This is a genomic window from Mycolicibacterium sp. XJ2546 (assembly GCF_053483195.1).
Map to the genome: position 1 here is coordinate 50,007 of NZ_JBEFRW010000006.1, position 18,118 is coordinate 68,124.

The window sequence follows — 18,118 nt, forward strand, 5'->3', positions numbered from 1 at the left end:
AAGGGCGGCGCCGAACACCAGAGTTGTTCGACACGCTTTAGTCTCGTCCATCGGACCACCCGCGATGACGGAAGAGGAAGGATTCGCCATGCGCACCACCGACATGTTTGACGCCGCCGCCGAAACCGGAACCGCGATGGAGCAAGCGGTCGCGGTTTTCATGTTGCATCCGGAGACGTTCGGCGAGAGCGCTGCCGCCGGCTACGCGAACCCGTTCGCCGGATACGTCGCCGGCCGCGGTGGTGTGCTGGGTGAGACCACCGGCGCCACGGTCGCGGCGGTGTTCGCCGTGTTCGAACCCACCGGTTTGGCGGCGCTGTGGGACGAGGGCCGCGCGGTCGACGGCGCCGCCGGTGCGGCGCAACGCTATTGGGAACAGGCCGCCGGGTTCGCGCGCAAGTACCTCACCGGTGCGACGGGTCTGCAGCGCGTCGCCGAACTGGGGGAGAAGCTGATCGCCTCGACGCCGGCCGCTGGGCTGCCGCTGTATGCCGGATGGCGCGCGATGCCGTTGGCCGACGACGCCCCGGCACGCGCGTTGCAGGTGATGTTCGTGCTGCGGGAGCTGCGGGCCGGGGTGCACTTCAACGCGCTCACCATCTCCGGTATCGCCCCGATCGAGGCGCACATGCTCAACAAGGGCGCTCAGTACGCCGCGATGTTCGGGTGGCCCGAACCGTATGCCGACGGCGCCGATAAGAAGGACCGCTACGACGAGGTCGAAAACCTGACCAACCGGCGGATGACGGAGTTGTTCGACGCCGCTTACGACGTCGCCGAAGCCCAGGAGCTGGCCCGGCTCAGCACCGACGCGCTGGTGACGCTCAAGGCCAACGCCGCAAACTAGCTGGGCCAGCCCGCCAGTGCCCGTTCGACCAGGGCGTGCAAATCCGCGCGGCTCGCCCCGCTTCGCGCCTGGACGGCGATGCCCTGGCACACCGCGGCCAGCCAGCGCGCCAACACCATGGTGTCGACACCGGACAGTTCGCCGTCCGCGACCGCCTCGTCGAACCGTTGGGCGATCAATTGCACGGTGTCCTCGCGCATTTCGGCCAGCCCCGGGCCGTCGTCGACCGTGAGGCATCCGCGCGGTCCGGTGCTGACGGTGTCGGCGGCGCCGTGCAGCGCCGCCTCGGCGACACCGCGCGCGGTCGGCAGGGTGAGCGCCTCAACCAGATAACCTCCGGGTCCGGTGTGGTAACGCTCGACGGCCCGCGCGTACAACTGTTTCTTGGACCCGAACTCGGCGTAGATGCCGCGGCGGTTGACCCCCGTTGCGGCGGTGACGTCGGAGATCGAGACGCCGTCGAAGCCGCGCGCCCAAAACAGCTTCATCGCCGCGTCCACCACCGCATCGGGGTCGAACTCCCGCGGCCGTCCCACCGCCATGGCCCGGGCCTCCTCTCTGCGATCCCGAAAACCGGGAATATCCCCGCAGCCTAATGTCTTGACCTGAGCGTACTAAGGAACATATCGGTTCGTAACTCTGAGGAAGGCCCCGAAATGAGCACAGCACCCCTGACCGGTCGGCGCGCGTTGGTCACTGGAGGTTCCCGCGGGATAGGCGCGGAGACAGTACGGCGACTGACAGCTGACGGCGCCGCGGTCGCCTTCACGTACTCGGCCTCAGCGACCGAAGCCGAGAAACTCGTCGCCGAAGTCGCCGAACACGGCGGCCGCGCCGTCGCGATCCAGGCGGACGCCGCCGATCCCGCGCAGGTCACCGCCGCCGTCGAGCAGACCGTCGCCGAACTCGGCGGGCTGGACGTGCTGGTGAACAACGCCGCCGTCGCCCATATGGCACCGATCGACGAGTTTCCGGGCGAGGAGTTCGACCGTCTGGTGGCGGTCAACATCGGCAGCATCAACGCCGATCAGATTCCGCTGCCGGGGTTTTCGGTGTACGGCATGACCAAAGGCGCCGTCGCCTCGTTCACCCGCGGCCTGGCACGCGATCTCGGCACACGCGGCATCACCGTCAACAACGTGCAGCCGGGCCCCATCGACACCGATGCCAATCCCGACAACGGCAGTGACTTCTCCGAGGGGGCCAAGAAGTTGATGCCGCTCGGCCGCTACGGGCATGTCAGCGACGTCGCCGCCATCGTGAGCTTTCTGGCGGGTCCGGAATCCGGGTACGTGACCGGTGCCAACTGGAACGTCGACGGCGGGTTCACGGTCTAGTCAGGCCACGTTCCTGCCGTTTTCGATCCGAGGCGTCGGGGTAAGTGACGCGCGTGGGTCAACCCAGCTCCGACGACTCCGGGCCCAGGCCGGATCGCGGAACGCTGCTCGCAAGCGGCGCGCTGTCGGCGGCGAAGTGGTCGGTGGTCATCGTGGCGATCGCCGCTGGTGCGGTGGTACTCGGCTGGGTGGCAGCGAAGCTGTGGGTGATCTTCCTGCCGGTGCTACTGGCGGTCGTGCTCTGTACCGTGCTGTGGCCGCCGGCGCGGGTCCTGATGGACCGTGTCGGTATGCCGCCGGCGGCCGCGGCGCTGACCACGCTCGTGCTGTTCCTGGCGATCGCGTCGGGCCTCATTGCGCTGATCGTTCCTCCGCTGCTGGACCAGATGCCGGCACTGGTCGACCAGGCGACCGCGGGCATCGACAGGCTGCAGGAGTGGATCGCAGGCCCGCCGATCAACTTGCAGCAGCAACAGTTGGACCGCTTCGTCGAATCACTGGTGAACGCGATGCGGGAATCCTCCTCGGCGATCGCGACAGGGGTCGTCAGCGGTGTGAGCACGGTCGGCAGCGTCCTGGTGACCCTGGTCCTGACCGTCGTGCTGTCGTTCTTCGTCCTCAAAGACGGTCGCAAGTTCGTGCCCTGGCTGACCGGGCTCACCGGTCGTCGCGCGGGGCGACACCTCGACGCGGTGCTCACCCGGATGTGGGACAACCTCGGCGGCTTCATCCGCGCACAGGCCGGGGTGGCGTTGATCGACGCGGTGTTCATCGGCGCGGGGCTGCTGATTCTCGGTGTGCCCCTGGCTCCGGCGCTGGCGGTGCTGACCTTCATCGGAGCGTTCGTGCCGTTCGTCGGCGCTTTCGTGGCCGGGGCGCTCGCCGTGCTGATTGCGTTGGTGGCCAACGGTTTTGTCAATGCGTTGCTGGTGCTCGCCGTCATCATCGCGGTGCAGCAGATCGAAGGCAATGTGCTGCAGCCTTTTCTGCAGAGCCGCGTCATGAAGTTGCACGCCGCGGTGATCCTGCTGGCGGTGACCGCCGGCGGTGCGTTGTTCGGGATCGTCGGCGCGTTCCTCGCCGTTCCGACGACCGCGATGCTGGCGGTCATCATCCGCTACCTCAGTGAGCAGATCGACCTGCGGGTGGAGGACGAGGCCGCCGGCGCGGATACCGGAGCCCGTTGAGCACGCCGAGTTCGGCCGCATCGTGCGTGCGATACTCGCGACGTGGTGAGCAAGAAGCCGACGGATTCGACGGTGCGTGAGTTAGCGGCCGTTCAGCTTGCCACCAGCGATCTCGTCGGGGTGGCCCTGCGCAGTGTCGAAGACCTGGAAGTCTCACTGCCACAATTTCGGCTGCTGCGGGTGCTCGACGCCCTCGGTGAGGCGGGAGCCACCCGATGTGCCCAGGTGCTCGGCGTCGGTGGTTCATCGATCACCCGTTTGGTCGATCGGCTCGACGCGTCGGGTCACCTGGTGCGCCGTCCCGACACCGCCAACCGCAGCGCCGTCGTACTCGCCCTCACCGATGAGGGCCGTCGGTTGGTGAGGAAGGTGGAGACACGGCGGCGCCGTGAGCTCAAGAAGGCGTTGGATCGGCTCAGTCCCGACGAGCGAGCCCAGTGCATCGCCGCGTTGGAGCGGCTGCATGACGTGCTGGACGCACCCGAAGATCCGCGGATCCCGTACTGACACATACCCGCATCATCACACGTTCTTGCAACACGCAAGACTTGTCTTGCGCAAGACAATAGCTCAGGTTAATCTTGACGAACTCCAGAATCGAGGATCAGATGCGAAGCGCCGAGGACAAACTCCGCGCCGCCGGCCTCCGAGTGACCCGGCCGCGCCTAGCGGTGCTCGCCGAACTGGCGAACAACCCGCACGCCGACGTCGAGACGATCACCGTCGGCGTCCGGCAGCGGCTGGGCAAGGTGTCGACCCAGGCGATCTACGACGTGGTACATGCCCTGACCAAGGTGGGGATATTGCGGCGGGTGGAGCCGGCGGGCTCGCGGACGCTCTTCGAGGTCGAGACCGGCGACAACCATCACCACCTGGTTTGCCGAAGCTGCGCAGCGATCGTCGACATCGCCTGCGCAACAGGCGAAGTGCCGTGTCTGCAGGCCAGCGACGACCAGAGCTTCTGCATCGACGAGGCCGAGGTGACCTTCTGGGGCCGGTGCCCGGAATGCCGAACTGTTTCAACTGAAACCGCCAATTGAATGGAGCATTGCAGATGAACGCGCAAACACTCGAACGCACCGCTGTCCGGGGCCCGCAGAAGCTTGGGCCGCTGACGCCGCTGGTCGGCGAGTGGGAGGGCGACGCCGGTGTCGATCTGAGCTACCACAACCACGACGACGAAACCGGCGAGACAACCTATTTCGAGCGGGCCGTTTTCAAGCCCATCCCGGTTCAGGAGAACGGCCAACAGGTGCTCTGGGGCCTCAACTACTCGATGACGGCCTGGCGCCACGGGGAAGAGGCCATGGACCCCTTCCACGACGAGATCGGCTTCCTGCTCTGGGACAAGGCCAACGGTCAGGTGATTCGCAATGTGGTCTTCGGCCGGGGCATCGCAATCCTGGCCGGCGGCGACGCCGCCGTCGGCGACCGCATGCTGCATTTCAACGCCACACCCGGTGACCCCTGCTACGGCATCCTGCAGAACCGCTATCTACTCGATCGCGCCGAGATCACCGGCTTCACCAGCAGTTTCACGTTCGACGACGACGACACGTTCAGCTACACCTCGGATCTGGTGCTGCGACTTGCCGCCATCGGCGGGGAGATGCACCACACCGACCGAAACACCCTGCGCCGGGTCAAGCGCTACCACCCGGGTAGCGAAATGCGGATCACGGCCTAGACCCACCGCTGGCGCCACCGGGCTAGAGTCCGGGGCATGTTGGCAGCTCAATTGTGGACGGAAAACGACGACGTGGTGGCCGAGGTGCTGGCCAACCCGTTCGTGCGCGGTATCGGCGACGGCTCGCTGGACCGCAACCTGTTCGCCGGCTACATCGCCCAGGACGCGTTCTTTCTCGAATCCTTCGCCCGCGCTTACGGTTTGGCCCTCGCTCGCAGTTCGGACACGGCTACGCTGCTGACGTTCGCCGATCTGCTCGCCGGCGTGCGTGAGGAACTCGGGTTGCACGCGTCCTATGCGGCGTCCTGGGGTATCGAGATGGCCGGTGTCGAGCCTGCCCCGGCGACGCTGGCCTACACCGAGTTCCTCCTGGCCACCGCGGCCACCAGTGATATCGGCGTGGTGTGCGCGGCGATGACCCCGTGCATGCGGCTCTACGCCCACATCGGCACCACGCTGGACGCCGGCACCGCCGGGCCGTACGCGCAGTGGGTGCAGACCTACGCCGATCCCGACTTCGAGGAGGTGGCGGCGCTGCTGGAGCGGCTGCTCGACCAGCACGCGAACGACGTCGATGCCGCGCGCGTGGCTTACCGGCGGGCGATGCGGCTGGAGTTGGCGTTCTTCGACGCGGCGCTCAAGCCGGGATCCTGAGGTCGCGACGTCAGCCATCGCCGCACGATATCGCCGTCGTCGGCCTCGACGGAGCGCAGCTCGGTGAGCGTCGGGTGCCCGGCGTCCAGCAGCGCGCTGTCGGTGTCCTCCTCCGGCTTATCGGACACCTCGACCTCCGCGAGGCGCACGTCCCCGCCACGGACCTCCTCGACCCGGGTCTGCACCGCGCCGCCGCGCGCCAGCCGCGCATAACGGATCGCGCCCACCAGGTCAGCGGGTCGATCGGGGACGTTCAGCGACAGCACCGTACCGTCGGGCGCGTCGAGCAACAGATCGAGCACCGGTGCCAGCAGGCCGGCGGCGGTGTCCCAGTGCCGCTCACCGGTCGGGTGCAGCGCGACGTCCAGCGACACCGCCAGCGCGCGGGTGTCGCTGATCTTCGCGGTGAGCGCCGCGCCGACGGTGCCGGAGTGCAGGATGGCCCGTCCGACGTTGGCGCCGTGGTTGATTCCGGACAGCACCAGCTCCGGGCGCGGGTCGAACCAGCCGTTGAGCGCTGCGGCGACGATATGCCCGGGCTGGGCGTGCACCGCCCATGCCTCGACGCCGTCGAAACGGGGCAGCTCACGCGGTTCGACAACCGTGCGGTCGTCGCGGCGCACCGCCGTCAGCGCCGCGCTCGCACCGCTGGCCTGCTCGGCCGGCGCGGCCACGATCACCTCAAGGCCCGCCTTCTGGGCTGCCCCCACCAGCGCGTGCAGACCGGGGGAGTCGATCCCGTCGTCGTTGGTCACCAGGGCGCGTGGCACGTGTCGTACTCCTTTACTTCCACGGCCGCAGCGCGACCCGTTCGGCAAGCGTTTCGACGGCCTGCCCGCCGCCCGTGCCCAGCCCGTGGCGCACGACGTTGAGCGCCCCGCAGGCCGCACCGATCTGCAACGCCCGGCGCAGCGGGCGACCGCTCGCCAGCGCGGCAACGATGCCCGCGGTCATCGAGTCCCCCGCGCCCGCGGAATCGGCCGGCTCCAACGTCGGCATCACGACCTCGACGACGTCGTCGTCATCGAGCAGGGCCAGGGCCGGAGCGTCGCCGGATCGCGACACGACGACGGCGCACGCGCCTTCGTCGCGCATCGCGCGCATGGCATTGACCAGGTCGGCAGGCTTGTCGGACTTGGCCCGGCCGTCCTCGAGCAGCTCCTCGTGGCTGACCTTGACGAGGTCCGGTTCGCCGGCCAGCACCGCCTCGAGCCGCTCGCCGGCGAGGTCGGCGGCCACCTTGCAGCCGTTGGCGCTCAGATCGGTGGACAGGCGCCGGTAGAGGTCGGCGGGCACCACCCGGTCGCCCTGTGGTCCGGACAACAGGACCCGGCCGTGGGTCAGGCCCTCGGTCAGGGTGAGCTCGTAGAGCGAGTCGAGCTCGTGTCGGTCAAGGGGGCTGCCGGCCGCTTCGGCGATGACTTCCCTTTTGCCCGTACGCCGGTCGTGCACATACGCTCCGTTGCGCGCGCTGACCGGCACCGTCTGCACCGTGATGTCGCGCATGGGCAGCAGGTGGCTGAGCACGTCGCCGGTCTCCCCGCCGAGGGCCGAACACAGCACCACCGGAACGCCCAGCGAGGACATCATCCGCGACTGCCACACCCCCTGGCCCCCGGCGTGGACGTGGATGTCGGCTTCCCCGGAGCGGTCCTCGATGGTCACGGTGAGAACAGGAAGGGGCGCGAAGATGACCACCGCGTCCCGGCTGCCCGCTCCGGCGGCGTTGTCGTCGGGTTCATCCCCGCGGGACTCCGTGTCCGTCACGGGTGACGGGGTACCCCGTCCGGGGCGGTCGCACTCGGCGATCGCGCGAAGGAGCCCGTTGATGCCCTGACCTCAGGGCATGTTCGTGTCACGATCGGCGATCGGAGTCCAATACTGGCGTGCCGATGCCGCCGTTATCCCGCATGGATTCCAGGCTGAGGATGACGTCGTCGTCTCCGGTGTCGCGGCGCGCCTGTTCGTAGCGGGCCAGCACAAACGGGGCCATCAGAGGCACAGTCAGACATAGTTGACCTCGTTTTGGCGCGAATACGTCACCTTCTTCGATGAGAGCCTGGCGTATCCAGGAAAGTTCCTGGCTGGTCCGGCCGAGGATGCGCGCGAGCTGTGCGGTGGTGGCGCGACCCCCGCACAGGGCGAGGGCGGCAAGGAACTCCATTTGCCGGTCCGGCATGCGATCCCAGCGGGGACCGAGGCTGCGTTGCTCCAAGTGAGCAGCCGCTCTTGGCAATGCCATTTCGACGTCGTCGAGTGTGACGATGCTGGGCCCGGGCGCGACTGTCCACGTCGCGTGGGCGAAGAGCTGCAGGTGCGCCGGATAGCCGTTGCTGGCCGTCACGATGCGTTCGACCGCCTCGGGTTGCCAGCTGATGCCGACGCGACGCGCGGGTTCCACGATGGCGTACGCGGCGTCCTCGGCCTTGAGGGTGAGCGGTAGCGGCTCCAACATGAACAGGCGGTCCGGGTGGGTGACGCCGGCCTTTCGAAGCGCCTCCGGCGTGTGCGGGAGCCCGGTCCCGGTGAAGACGACAGCGGCTTCGGGGTGATCGACGTTGAGCCGGTGCAGTGTGGCTGCGAGCAGTGCCAGATCGGCGGGCGAGGCAACCTGCAGCTCGTCCAGTGTGATGAGCAGCCCGCCATTGGGCCGGTCCTTGCGGACTTCGGCGGCGACGGTCAGTAATGCCTCCGCCAGCGTGCCGGCATCGGTAGGCGGCAATCGGCCTTCTTCTGGCGAACGGGTGGTGAACCCGGCAGTGAAACCTGCCGCGCCAACGTTGACGCCGGCAAGCCGATCGAACGCCTTCTTTGCCCGCTGCCAGGGACCGGCGCCAGCTTGCAGCTTGCCGGTTGCCCTATGCAGGAGCGAATCGACGAGCCCTGCCTGCCCGGCGACGGCCTGAAGGTTCACGACTTCGTAGCCGGTGCTGGAGGCCAGCGTGCCATAGGCCGTCACAGTGACGGTCTTGCCGACGCCCCGGGGACCGGCCAAGATGATGTCCTGCGCTCGGACACGGCCCTGGACCGACACATCGTTGAGCATGAGCTCGAAGTCCTGCAGCAAGGCGTCGCGTCCGGCCAGAACACGGGGGGAATGGCCGGCTCCCGGCGTGTAGACGCTGCCCTCCATGAGCGACGATCACCTAGATTCACCTATAGATTGGTTCCTGTATAGGTGAGTATAGGCGCAGACCGGGACCGGCTCGACAGATCCCGCGCAGTTCGGCTGCGGCATGATGCCACGGTGACCTACCGTTCGCCGTCGTTGGCCGAGATCATCGCCACCCTCGAGGTGGAGCGCCGCGAGGACCACCTGTTTCTCGCCACCCAACTCGACAACCCCGCGCACCACATCGTCGGCGGCCATATCGCGGGCCAGGCGTTGATGGCGGCCAGCCGGACCGCGCCCGGGCGCGTTCCGCACAGCGTGCACGTCTACTACGTACGCGCGGGCGATGCCCGCCACCCCGTCGAACTGCGCGTGGATCCCGCGCGTGACGGCGGCACCCTGTCCACGCGGCAGGTGACCGCCACGCAGGACGGCCACATCCTGCTCGAAGCATTGGTCTCGCTGAGCGAACCGGTCAACTCGCTGGACTACCAGGTACCGATGCCGGCGGTAAGCGACCCGGATCGACTGGCTCCGGTGCAGGAGCAGTTGTCAAGCTACGCAGACGAATTCAGTGGCCACTGGGTGCGCCCGCAGCCGTTCGAGCTGCGCTACGTCGACGCGCCGCCGCGCCTTGCGCTCGAGTTGCCCGAACCGTCTCCGCGGCTGCGCATGTGGTGGCGCCCCGCCGAACCTGTTCCCGTCGACGAGATTCTGCACAGTTGCCTGCTGACGTATCTGTCGGGCACCACGATGCTCGAGGCTGCCCTCGTGATGCGGCGCGCCACCCCGATCGGCACGTTCAACGCGCTGATCGACCACGCGCTGTGGTTTCACCGGCCGGTGGACTTGTCGGATTGGGTGCTTTCGGACCAGTTCTCGGCCAGCGGTATTGCCGGTCGTGGTCTGACCACGTCCACGATGTACAACCGGGCGGGTCAACTCGTGTGCATTGCAACCCAGGAGCTCTATTTCGGCCGAGATCAGCGATTTGTGGAGCGTTAGCCGCGGCTGGCGCGGGTGCGGCACCACAAATCGCTGCATTGCAACTAATCCTCTGCGTCGGGCAGTCCCTCAGGCGGCGGAGTCGAATATGCGGGGTTCGCATGCGGAACGTCCGTTCCGGACGAATCCTGCTGCCCTTCGGTGTCGTTCGAGTCTGGTGACGTCATGGGTCCCCTTCAGCATCGGGTATCGATGCACAGGAATACCCGCATCCGTCACCGCGAATCACCCGCACCCCATGGCCGGACGGCGTGCCCGAGTCGCGCCGGTGCATTACCGTTTCACCAGTCCGATGTCTGATGCGATTGCGGCGGTGTGATGACGACTCTCGACAACCTTCTCGGCGATGCCAGCAGCTTCATCTGGGGTCCGTGGCTGTTGATCCCGCTCCTGCTGCTGACCGGCCTGTATCTCACGGTGCTGTTGCGCGGGATCCAGGTGCGCCGGTTCCGGTTGGCGTTCTGGCTGGCGTTCGTCAAGCGTAAGGACCTAGGCGCCGAAGGCGACATCTCGCACTACCAGGCGCTGTCGACCGCCCTGGCCGCCACCGTCGGCGTCGGCAACATCGCCGGCGTCGCAACCGCGATCGCGCTCGGCGGACCCGGGGCGGTGTTCTGGATGTGGTTCACCGGCATGGTCGGTATGGCGACCAAGTACAGCGAAGCTTTTCTCGGCGTGAAGTTCCGCCGCACCGACGCCGCCGGTGAGCAGTCCGGCGGTCCGATGCACTACCTGCGGCGCGGCATCAAGGGGCCGCTGGGCATCTTCCTCGGCGGGTTCTTCGCGGTCGCAGGGGCGCTGGCCGCGTTCGGCATCGGCAACATGACCCAGGCCAACACCGTCGCGGCCAACGTCAACGAAGAGTGGGGTGTGGCCGCACCGATCACCGGCGCGGTCATCGTGGTGCTGGCGGCCGCGGTCATCCTCGGTGGCATCAAGAGCATCGGCCGAGTGACCAGCCTGTTCGTCCCGGTGATGATCGTCATCTACATCCTCGGGGCGGCAGCCTTGCTCGCCTTCAACATCGGCGAGGTGCCTGGCGCCTTGGGGCTGATCTTCACCGACGCGTTCACGGGCACCTCGGCCACCGGAGGTTTCGCGGGAGCCGCCGTCGCAGCGGCGATTCGGTATGGCGTCGCGCGTGGCATCTTCTCCAACGAGTCCGGGCTGGGGACCGGAGGCATCGCCGCGGCGGCGGCACGGACCACCCATCCGGTCCGGCAAGCGCTCGTGTCAATGACGCAGACTTTCATCGACACGCTGGTGGTGGTGAGCTTCACCGCGCTGACGATCATCGTCACCGGCGTGTGGAAGGAAGCGGGCGCCGACGAGGCCGCCAGTTTCACCGCGCGCGCATTCGCCGAAGGTCTACCCGGCACCTGGGGGAGCATCATCGTCACGCTCAGCGTGATCTTCTTCGCGTTCTCGACCCTGCTCGGCTGGTCCTACTACGGCGAGCGGTGCGTGGAGTACCTGTTCGGACGCAAGGCGGTGGTCCCATACCGGATCCTGTTCATCATCGTGATCTACATCGGCGCAACCACGGCTCTGCAGACGGTGTGGACCTTCTCCGACGTCATGAACGGTCTGATGGCGCTGCCCAACCTGATCGGCTTGGTCATCCTGTCGCCTTTGGTCTACCGCGAGACCCGGGCCTACTTCAGGGGCGAGGAGCATGCGGAGGACATGCGCACGCGTAGCGGGGTGTGAGGAGAGGACGACAATGACCGAACCGCAGCTGGACTGGGACGAGGTCTATCGGCAGAACACCTTGCCGCCGTGGAGTATCGGCGCGCCCCAGCCCGAACTGGCGGCGCTGATCGAACAGGGCAAGGTGCGCAGCGAGGTTCTGGATGCCGGCTGCGGACACGCGGAACTGTCACTGGCGTTGGCGGCACAGGGCTATCGGGTCGTCGGCCTGGACGCGAGCCCGACCGCTGTCGCCGCCGCCACGGCGGCGGCAACCGAGCGGGGGCTGACCTCAGCCACGTTCGCCCAAGCCGACATCACCGACTTTGGTGGCTACGACGGCCGGTTCAACACCGTGCTGGACAGCGGGTGCCTGCATACGTTGCCGGTCGAGAGCAGGCAGGGTTATGTCGAGGCGATTCATCGGGCGGCCGCGCCCGGCGCCGCGTTGTTCGTCCTGGCCTTCGCCGTTCGACCTTTCGGCCACGACGGGCCCGGGCCCAACGGTTTTACTGCCGATGAACTGCGCGACACCCTCGCGACCCGCTGGATCGTCGACGAGGTGCGACCGGCGACGTTGTACGGCAACGACATACCAATGTGTGACGACACCGTTGAGATGTCCAACGTGAAACGCAGCCCCGACGGCATGCTGATGATGCCCGGGTTCTTGCTCAGCGCGCACAAGGATGTTTGCTGAAGTAACCGCGGGCGAACGCATCGGCGCCTATCATCGAGGTCTGGCGACTGGAATCTGACACTAGCGATGGTGGCTCACATGTTTCCGTTGATGCATCTTGGGATGGCGACCGCGGCCCTCGCAGTACTTTTTGCCGCTCCCGCCGGCGCGACAGAAGACGAATACCTGGAAGGCTTGCAGGAACGCTATACGTACCTGCAAGCCGATCCGCTGCTCTCGCTGGGCCACCGGGCGTGCGCGGCCACCAACTCCGGTGTGCTGGCACCCGACGTCGTCATCATGATTCGGGAGGACCTGGGTGTGGCGACCGGCGTAGCGATGGACATCCTGAGCGCCGCGCAACGAAACCTGTGCTGATCGCTTCGTCTCAACGGAAGCGGATGTTCATCGTCGCCAGGCCGAAGATCTTCTTTCCGGCCGACTTCGCCGCGACCACGACGACTCCGGAGCGGGTCTGCGGGTCCAGCGATTTGATCCGTCCGCTGAACTCGATGTCGGCGCCCTCTTTGGCCGATACGATCGCCGGCGCCGAAAGTCGCACCGCGTAACGCGTGACCGCCCCCGGATCTCCGGACCAGGCGGAGACGAACCCGGCACCCAACCCCATCGTGAGCATGCCGTGGGCGATCACATCGGGCAGCCCGGCCAGCTTGGCGATCTCCTCGTCCCAGTGAATCGGGTTGGCGTCACCGGCCACCCCGGCGTAGTTCACCAGATCGCCGCGGGAGAGCCGGGTGTGGCGCACCGGCAGTTCGTCCCCGACGTTCACCTCATCGAAGGACGGTGTGCCCGGCGTGCGGGTCATGCCCGCTTCGGCGATCCGGATCTCGCCCTCGGGGCGCACCGTCTTGTGGTACGCCGAATCCAGCGTGCTGACGCCGGAGAAGTCCACGTCGTGCATCATCGCCTTCTGCACCGCCGTCTTGACCTCCGGGTTGAGATCCTCGGCGGTGACGCCGACGACGGTGGTGTGCAGCGTGTGCACCCGCTCGCCCGCGGTGTCGGTGAAGGTGTTGGTCACGGTGATCATGTCCCGGCCTGCGATCCGGCGCACCGAGGTCAGCTCGACGTCGACCTTCAATTCGTCACCGGCCACGATCGGGCGGTGCTGCTCGAAGACCTCCTCGGTCTGCAGGTAGGTGTCGTAGCCGACGACCACCTGCTCGAACATGTGGCGGTTGCAGGACATCCCGGGCGCCGAGGTGAACGTCAGCGGTGCCACCAGCCCCGAATAGCCCAGCTCAGCGGCGGCGGCGACGTCCCAGTGCGCGGGGTGATAGTCCTGCACCGCGCGGGCGTACTCGCGCACCTTCTCCCGGCCGACCAGATAGGTGCCGTCCATCTGGTAGTAGTGGCCGATCCTGGCTTCGAGCGCCGACGATTCTGCTGCTGTGGTCATGAAATTGCTCAACTCTTCTATCGGCTGGTTCGCGGTGGCCGACCAAAGCACCCTAACGCCCGGTGTCGCGGTGGCCCGGTTGCGCCGTGGGCGCTTCGAAGTCACCGACTACGGGTATTCGCGATTGCCGCGTCATCCGAGCGGGAGGATCACCCGTGAGCAAAACCAGCCAGCGTGAGCTAGGTGAGTCGGACAGTCCCATCGAGGACGAGTTGGAGGGCGCGTTCCAGCGGATGCTGGGGGAAGGCACGCAACGTTTGCATCGCAGCTGGCGCGAAGTGCTGGTCACCGGCTTCTTCGGGGGCACCGAGGTGGCCGTCGGCATCCTCGCCTATCTGTCGGTGTTGGCCGCAACGGACAACCACCTGCTCGCCGGAATTGCCTTCTCGATCGGCTTCCTGGCACTGCTGCTCGGCCGCAGCGAGCTGTTCACCGAGGGCTTTCTGGTGCCGGTCACCACGGTCGCCGCCAAGCGCGCCAGCGTCCGGCAGCTGCTCAAGCTGTGGGGCGGCACGCTGATCGCCAACCTCGCCGGGGGCTGGGTGATCATGTGGCTGATCATGACCGCGTACCCGAAATTGCATGCGCAGACGATCGAGTCGGCTACCCACTTCGCCACCGCCCCGCTGTCAGCCGAGACGGCGGCGCTGTCGTTGCTCGGCGGAATGGTCATCACGTTGATGACGCGCATGCAGCACGGCACCGATTCGACGTTCGGCAAGATCGCCGCGGCCGTCGCGGGAGGGTTTCTGCTCGCCGGACTGCAACTGTTTCATTCGATCCTGGATTCGCTGCTGATCTTCGGAGCGCTGATCACGGGTCATGCGCCGTTCGGCCACCTCGATTGGCTCAAATGGTTCGGCTACACGGCCATCGGCAACGTCATCGGCGGATTACTGCTCGTCACGCTGCTGCGCGCGTTGCGCAGCAAGGACCGCCTGCAGGACGAGCGGGACGAAGCCGAGGCGTCCTGAGTGGCTTTGACCTGGTCTTATGCGGCATCTGGTTAACTCGTGGGAGGTTCAAGATCACGCCGACGAGAAGGGACATCGACTTGGCTGCCATCCGCACCCCATTGATCGCGACGTTCGCAGGGTTGGCCACCGCCGGCCTGTTGTTCGGCGCCGGCACCGCCGTCGCAGAACCCCACGACAAGCTGCTCAACACCACCTGCAGCTTCCCGCAGTTCCAGGCGGCCGCCCAGCAGCACGCCCCCGACCTCGCCGCCAACCCGGAAAAGATGGGCAAGTTCGAGCGGATCCTCAACCTGTCCGTCGAGGAGCGCCACGCGAAGATGGAAGAGAAGCGGGCGAACAAGCCGGAGATCAGCCCCGAGAAGCGCGCCAAATGGGACGAATGGAAGAACTCCCCGGAGGGCCAGGCGAAGATCGCCACCATGAGGACCGTGCTGGACACCTGCAACCAGTTCTGATCGTCACGGTGCCGGGCTGGCCGTATTCAGCGCGGGTGCGGCCGCACCGGTGAGCCGTCGCAGCGGGCAGATCTGCAGGCGGGTACAGGCCAGCGTCGCGATCCCGGCGAGCGCGGTGAGCGCCGCGGCCGCTAGTCCGACGCTCGGGTGGATCTCCTGGCCCAGGATGACCGAGGACATCGCGAGCACGAACCAGCCGAAGGCTTTTCGGAGCACGTCGGGGTTGACCATTGCGGTCAGTCGGGCGCCGATGAGCGAACCCGCCACGGCCGCCGCAGTCACCGCAAATGCGACACTCCAGTCGATCTGCACGCTGGACAGGTAGCCGCCCAGACCCGCGAACGACTTCATCGCGATCACGACCAGCGAGGTGCCCACGGCCACCGGCATCGGCAAACCACCGAGCAGGGCCAGGGCGGGCACCACGAGGAATCCGCCGCCGGCGCCGACCAGACCGGTGACCAGGCCCACCACCAGACCTTCGGCCAAGATCTTGGGTACCGGCAGGCGGCGGTCACCGGTGCCGGGCCCGAGGTTCTTCCGGCCGCGTAGCATGGCGACCGCCGTGGCGACCATCATCACCGCGAACCCGATGAGCAAGACGGTGCCCGAGATGTAGCGGGCCAGCAGCCCGCCCGCGTAGGCGCCGGCCATGCCCGCCCCGCCGAAGATCAGGCCGGTGCGCCATTGCACCCGCCCGGCCCGTGCGTGCGAGATCGCACCGATCACGCTCGTGACGCCCACGACCAGAAGCGAGGTGGCGATCGCCTGTTTGGCGTCCATCCCGGCCACGTAGGCCAGCAGCGGAACGGTCAGGATTGAGCCTCCGCCGCCGAGCAACCCCAGCGCGACGCCGACGAAGACGGCCAGGCCGACTGCCAGTCCAATCATGACCGGCCACCCTGCTTTTCGTCCGCAGCGCGCTTGTCGACGAGCTGGGCCACGATCGTTTGAGCGTCGCAGGAGGCCCCGCGGTTGTAGGGCAGCTTCGAAAGCAGCATGCCCATCGCGCAGGTGTTGGACAGCGCCGCGAAGGTGAGGCCGCCGCCGATGGCGCCGGCCAGCCACTTGAGCCTCGGCACGGCGACGCTGCCCAGGATGCTGGAGACCACGAGGCCGCCCGCGACCAGACGGACCTGTCGTTCAAGATCCCAACGTTCGGCGCCGCGGTTGACCACGAATCCCTTGGCTTCCCAGGCGGTGATGCCGCCGGCGAGGATGTGCACGTTGGTCAGCCCCGCGTCGCGCAGGGTCTGCTCCGCCTGGGCGGCGCGCTGACCCGAGCGGCAGACCAGGACGACGTCTTGGTCCAGGTGCCGGCTGATCTCGTCGCGATGTTCGCGCAGCAGGTCCAGCGGCACGTTGTAGGCCCCGGCGATATGGGCGGTCTCGAACTCGCCCGGGGTGCGGACATCGAGCACCCGCGGAGGGGCGTCCGATGCCAGCAGCTGGCTGAGGTCCTGGCAGTCGATGGTCATTGGTGCGGTCATGTTTGGCGTCCTTTCGATGGCGGGGCCCGTTGCGGAAATACCACCGGGGGTATCCTGAACGCCATCGTACACATACCCCACGGGGTATCAGCAAGCGGGAATACATATACCCCGTAGGGTACTTGACATACCCACAGGGGTATCGGCAGTCTGATGGTCAGACGGCCCGGAGCACCGAAATGAAAGGACCGCCGCCATGAAGTTCATCCAGTACTACTTGGACTGCCTGTCGCACGCGTCGTACCTGATCGCCGACGAAACCACCGGCCGCGCGGTGGTTGTCGATCCCCAGCGCGACGTGGCCGAGTACCTCTCCGATGCGAAGAAGTGCGGGTACACCATCGAGCTCGTCATCGAAACGCACTTCCACGCCGACTTCCTGTCCGGCCATCTGGAGCTTGCCAAGGCCGCCGGCGCCAAGATCGTGTACTCCTCGGTCGCCGAGACCGAGTTCGAGTCGATGGGCGTGGCCGACGGCGAGCGCTACTCGCTGGGTGAGGTGACGCTGGAGTTCCGGCATACCCCCGGCCACACGCCCGAGTCGCTGAGCATCGTCGTCTACGAACATCCCGACGACGAGGTGCCTTACGGGGTGCTGACCGGGGACGCGCTGTTCATCGGCGACGTGGGCCGCCCGGACCTGTTGGCCTCGATCGGTTTCACCCGAGAGGAGTTGGCAGACAAGCTCTATGACTCGCTGCACAACAAGCTGATGACCCTGCCCGACGCCACCCGGGTGTATCCCGCCCACGGCGCGGGTTCGGCCTGCGGCAAGAACCTGTCTACCGATCTGTGGTCGACGATCGGCGAGCAGAAGGAGACGAACTACGCGCTGCGGGCTCCCGACAAGGAAACCTTCATGGCGTTGGTCACCGAAGGGCAGCCGCCGGCACCGAGCTACTTCGTCTATGACGCGATCCTCAACCGCAAGGACCGGGATCTGTTGGACGAGACCAAGATGCCGTCGGCGATGAGCTACGAGCAGGTGCGCGAGGCGATGAATGCGGGCGCGCTGCTGGTGGATGGGCGTGGACCGGAAGAGTTCGCGCTGGGGCACCTGCGCGGCGCGATCAACGTCGGGCTCGAAGGCCGCTACGCCGAATACGCGGGATCGGTGGTGCCCACCGACGTCGACATCGTGTTGTTCACCGAACCCGGCCACGAACTAGAAGCCAAGACCCGGTTGGCGCGGATCGGCTTCGACCGGGTGATCGGCTACCTGGACCGCCCGTTCGAGGCGATGTTCAACCACCAGGACGACGTGCAGATGGCCTCCCGGCTGACGGCCAGGGCGTTCGACGAGCGCGCGGCCCAGCTGGCCAACCTGCAGATCGTCGACGTTCGCAATCCGGGTGAGGCCGCCGCGGGGACGATCCCGAATGCGGTCGAGATCCCGGTGGGGCAGCTACCGGCCCGCCTCGGCGAGCTGGATCCGGCCAAGCCGACCGTCGTCTACTGTGCGGGCGGCTACCGGTCATCGGTGGCAGCAAGCCTGTTGCGGCACAACGGGTTCCCTGACGTCAGCGACATCCTGGGCGGGTTCGGCGCCTGGGCGGAATCCCGGCAGAACGCCTGAGCC

Annotated in this window: 21 protein-coding genes; 14 read left to right on the forward strand and 7 right to left on the reverse strand. The window is 67.1% G+C overall.

Going from position 1 to position 18,118, the window contains the following annotated elements; translation table 11 throughout:
- Positions 1-88 precede the first annotated feature (88 nt).
- Positions 89-847 carry an SCO6745 family protein gene (locus ABQE44_RS12115; RefSeq protein WP_448429975.1) on the forward strand — a complete coding sequence of 253 codons (759 nt, stop codon included), beginning with the start codon at positions 89-91 and terminating at the stop codon, positions 845-847.
- Here the strand turns inward: ABQE44_RS12115 and ABQE44_RS12120 are convergent.
- The gene (locus ABQE44_RS12120; protein WP_448429977.1) at positions 844-1,389 is read right to left on the reverse strand and encodes a TetR/AcrR family transcriptional regulator; all 546 of its coding nucleotides are present in this window, start codon (positions 1,387-1,389) and stop codon (positions 844-846) included. The genes ABQE44_RS12115 and ABQE44_RS12120 overlap by 4 nt on opposite strands.
- 114 nt (positions 1,390-1,503) lie before the next feature.
- Between ABQE44_RS12120 and ABQE44_RS12125 the strand changes: the two genes are divergently transcribed.
- The 6 genes from ABQE44_RS12125 (at position 1,504) to ABQE44_RS12150 (ending at position 5,712) form a co-directional block, all read left to right on the forward strand.
- Complete coding sequence (locus ABQE44_RS12125; protein ID WP_448429979.1) at positions 1,504-2,184, forward strand: SDR family oxidoreductase; 681 nt, start codon at positions 1,504-1,506, stop codon at positions 2,182-2,184.
- Between the two features lie 44 nt (positions 2,185-2,228).
- Positions 2,229-3,371, forward strand: a complete 1,143-nt coding sequence (locus tag ABQE44_RS12130) for an AI-2E family transporter (RefSeq protein WP_448429981.1) — start codon at positions 2,229-2,231, stop codon at positions 3,369-3,371.
- A 42-nt stretch (positions 3,372-3,413) separates the two neighbouring features.
- Positions 3,414-3,878 carry a MarR family winged helix-turn-helix transcriptional regulator gene (locus tag ABQE44_RS12135; protein WP_448429983.1) on the forward strand — a complete coding sequence of 155 codons (465 nt, stop codon included), beginning with the start codon at positions 3,414-3,416 and terminating at the stop codon, positions 3,876-3,878.
- Between the two features lie 101 nt (positions 3,879-3,979).
- Positions 3,980-4,411 carry a Fur family transcriptional regulator gene (locus tag ABQE44_RS12140; protein WP_448392008.1) on the forward strand — a complete coding sequence of 144 codons (432 nt, stop codon included), beginning with the start codon at positions 3,980-3,982 and terminating at the stop codon, positions 4,409-4,411.
- Between the two features lie 14 nt (positions 4,412-4,425).
- Positions 4,426-5,058, forward strand: coding sequence for a heme-binding beta-barrel domain-containing protein (locus ABQE44_RS12145; protein WP_448391597.1), 633 nt, complete (start codon positions 4,426-4,428; stop codon positions 5,056-5,058).
- Between the two features lie 36 nt (positions 5,059-5,094).
- On the forward strand, positions 5,095-5,712 hold the full coding sequence (locus ABQE44_RS12150; protein ID WP_448429985.1) for a TenA family protein: 618 nt from the start codon (positions 5,095-5,097) through the stop codon (positions 5,710-5,712).
- Here ABQE44_RS12150 and surE read toward each other — a convergent pair.
- From surE to ABQE44_RS12165, 3 genes are all read right to left on the reverse strand, one after another.
- Positions 5,649-6,482 (reverse strand): 5'/3'-nucleotidase SurE, encoded by an 834-nt coding sequence (surE, locus tag ABQE44_RS12155; RefSeq protein WP_448429987.1) that lies wholly within the window; start codon positions 6,480-6,482, stop codon positions 5,649-5,651. The two genes, ABQE44_RS12150 and surE, sit on opposite strands and share 64 nt — an antisense overlap.
- A 13-nt stretch (positions 6,483-6,495) precedes the next feature.
- Positions 6,496-7,410 carry a 1-phosphofructokinase family hexose kinase gene (locus tag ABQE44_RS12160; protein ID WP_448430212.1) on the reverse strand — a complete coding sequence of 305 codons (915 nt, stop codon included), beginning with the start codon at positions 7,408-7,410 and terminating at the stop codon, positions 6,496-6,498.
- 157 nt (positions 7,411-7,567) lie between these two features.
- Positions 7,568-8,845: a DUF8462 domain-containing protein gene (locus ABQE44_RS12165; protein WP_448391601.1), complete on the reverse strand. Its 1,278-nt coding sequence runs from the start codon at positions 8,843-8,845 to the stop codon at positions 7,568-7,570.
- 114 nt (positions 8,846-8,959) lie between these two features.
- Here ABQE44_RS12165 and ABQE44_RS12170 point away from each other — a divergent pair, with 114 nt between their 5' ends.
- From ABQE44_RS12170 to ABQE44_RS12185, 4 genes are all read left to right on the forward strand, one after another.
- Complete coding sequence (locus ABQE44_RS12170) at positions 8,960-9,829, forward strand: acyl-CoA thioesterase (protein WP_448391602.1); 870 nt, start codon at positions 8,960-8,962, stop codon at positions 9,827-9,829.
- A gap of 318 nt (positions 9,830-10,147) precedes the next feature.
- Positions 10,148-11,539: an alanine/glycine:cation symporter family protein gene (locus tag ABQE44_RS12175; RefSeq protein ID WP_448429989.1), complete on the forward strand. Its 1,392-nt coding sequence runs from the start codon at positions 10,148-10,150 to the stop codon at positions 11,537-11,539.
- Between the two features lie 13 nt (positions 11,540-11,552).
- Complete coding sequence (locus ABQE44_RS12180) at positions 11,553-12,218, forward strand: class I SAM-dependent methyltransferase (protein WP_448429991.1); 666 nt, start codon at positions 11,553-11,555, stop codon at positions 12,216-12,218.
- Between the two features lie 78 nt (positions 12,219-12,296).
- Positions 12,297-12,575: a DUF732 domain-containing protein gene (locus ABQE44_RS12185; protein ID WP_448429993.1), complete on the forward strand. Its 279-nt coding sequence runs from the start codon at positions 12,297-12,299 to the stop codon at positions 12,573-12,575.
- A gap of 10 nt (positions 12,576-12,585) precedes the next feature.
- Here ABQE44_RS12185 and ABQE44_RS12190 read toward each other — a convergent pair whose 3' ends face one another.
- A complete protein-coding gene (locus tag ABQE44_RS12190; protein WP_448429995.1) occupies positions 12,586-13,617 on the reverse strand; it encodes a fused (3R)-hydroxyacyl-ACP dehydratase subunits HadA/HadB in 1,032 nt (343 codons plus the stop codon).
- Between the two features lie 155 nt (positions 13,618-13,772).
- On the opposite strand from ABQE44_RS12190, the gene ABQE44_RS12195 reads away from it, so the two are divergent.
- Together ABQE44_RS12195 and ABQE44_RS12200 are read left to right on the forward strand one after the other, a co-directional pair.
- Positions 13,773-14,591: a formate/nitrite transporter family protein gene (locus ABQE44_RS12195; RefSeq protein WP_448429997.1), complete on the forward strand. Its 819-nt coding sequence runs from the start codon at positions 13,773-13,775 to the stop codon at positions 14,589-14,591.
- 80 nt (positions 14,592-14,671) lie between these two features.
- A complete protein-coding gene (locus ABQE44_RS12200; RefSeq protein WP_448391614.1) occupies positions 14,672-15,049 on the forward strand; it encodes a hypothetical protein in 378 nt (125 codons plus the stop codon).
- Positions 15,050-15,052: 3 nt separating this feature from the next.
- Here ABQE44_RS12200 and ABQE44_RS12205 read toward each other — a convergent pair whose 3' ends face one another.
- Together ABQE44_RS12205 and ABQE44_RS12210 are read right to left on the reverse strand one after the other, a co-directional pair.
- Positions 15,053-15,940, reverse strand: a complete 888-nt coding sequence (locus ABQE44_RS12205; RefSeq protein ID WP_448429999.1) for a sulfite exporter TauE/SafE family protein — start codon at positions 15,938-15,940, stop codon at positions 15,053-15,055.
- Positions 15,937-16,539 carry a rhodanese-like domain-containing protein gene (locus tag ABQE44_RS12210; RefSeq protein WP_448430001.1) on the reverse strand — a complete coding sequence of 201 codons (603 nt, stop codon included), beginning with the start codon at positions 16,537-16,539 and terminating at the stop codon, positions 15,937-15,939. The genes ABQE44_RS12205 and ABQE44_RS12210 overlap by 4 nt, the downstream gene beginning before the upstream one ends.
- A 196-nt stretch (positions 16,540-16,735) precedes the next feature.
- Here ABQE44_RS12210 and ABQE44_RS12215 point away from each other — a divergent pair, with 196 nt between their 5' ends.
- The gene (locus ABQE44_RS12215; RefSeq protein WP_448430003.1) at positions 16,736-18,115 is read left to right on the forward strand and encodes an MBL fold metallo-hydrolase; all 1,380 of its coding nucleotides are present in this window, start codon (positions 16,736-16,738) and stop codon (positions 18,113-18,115) included.
- The last annotated feature ends 3 nt before the right edge of the window (positions 18,116-18,118 follow it).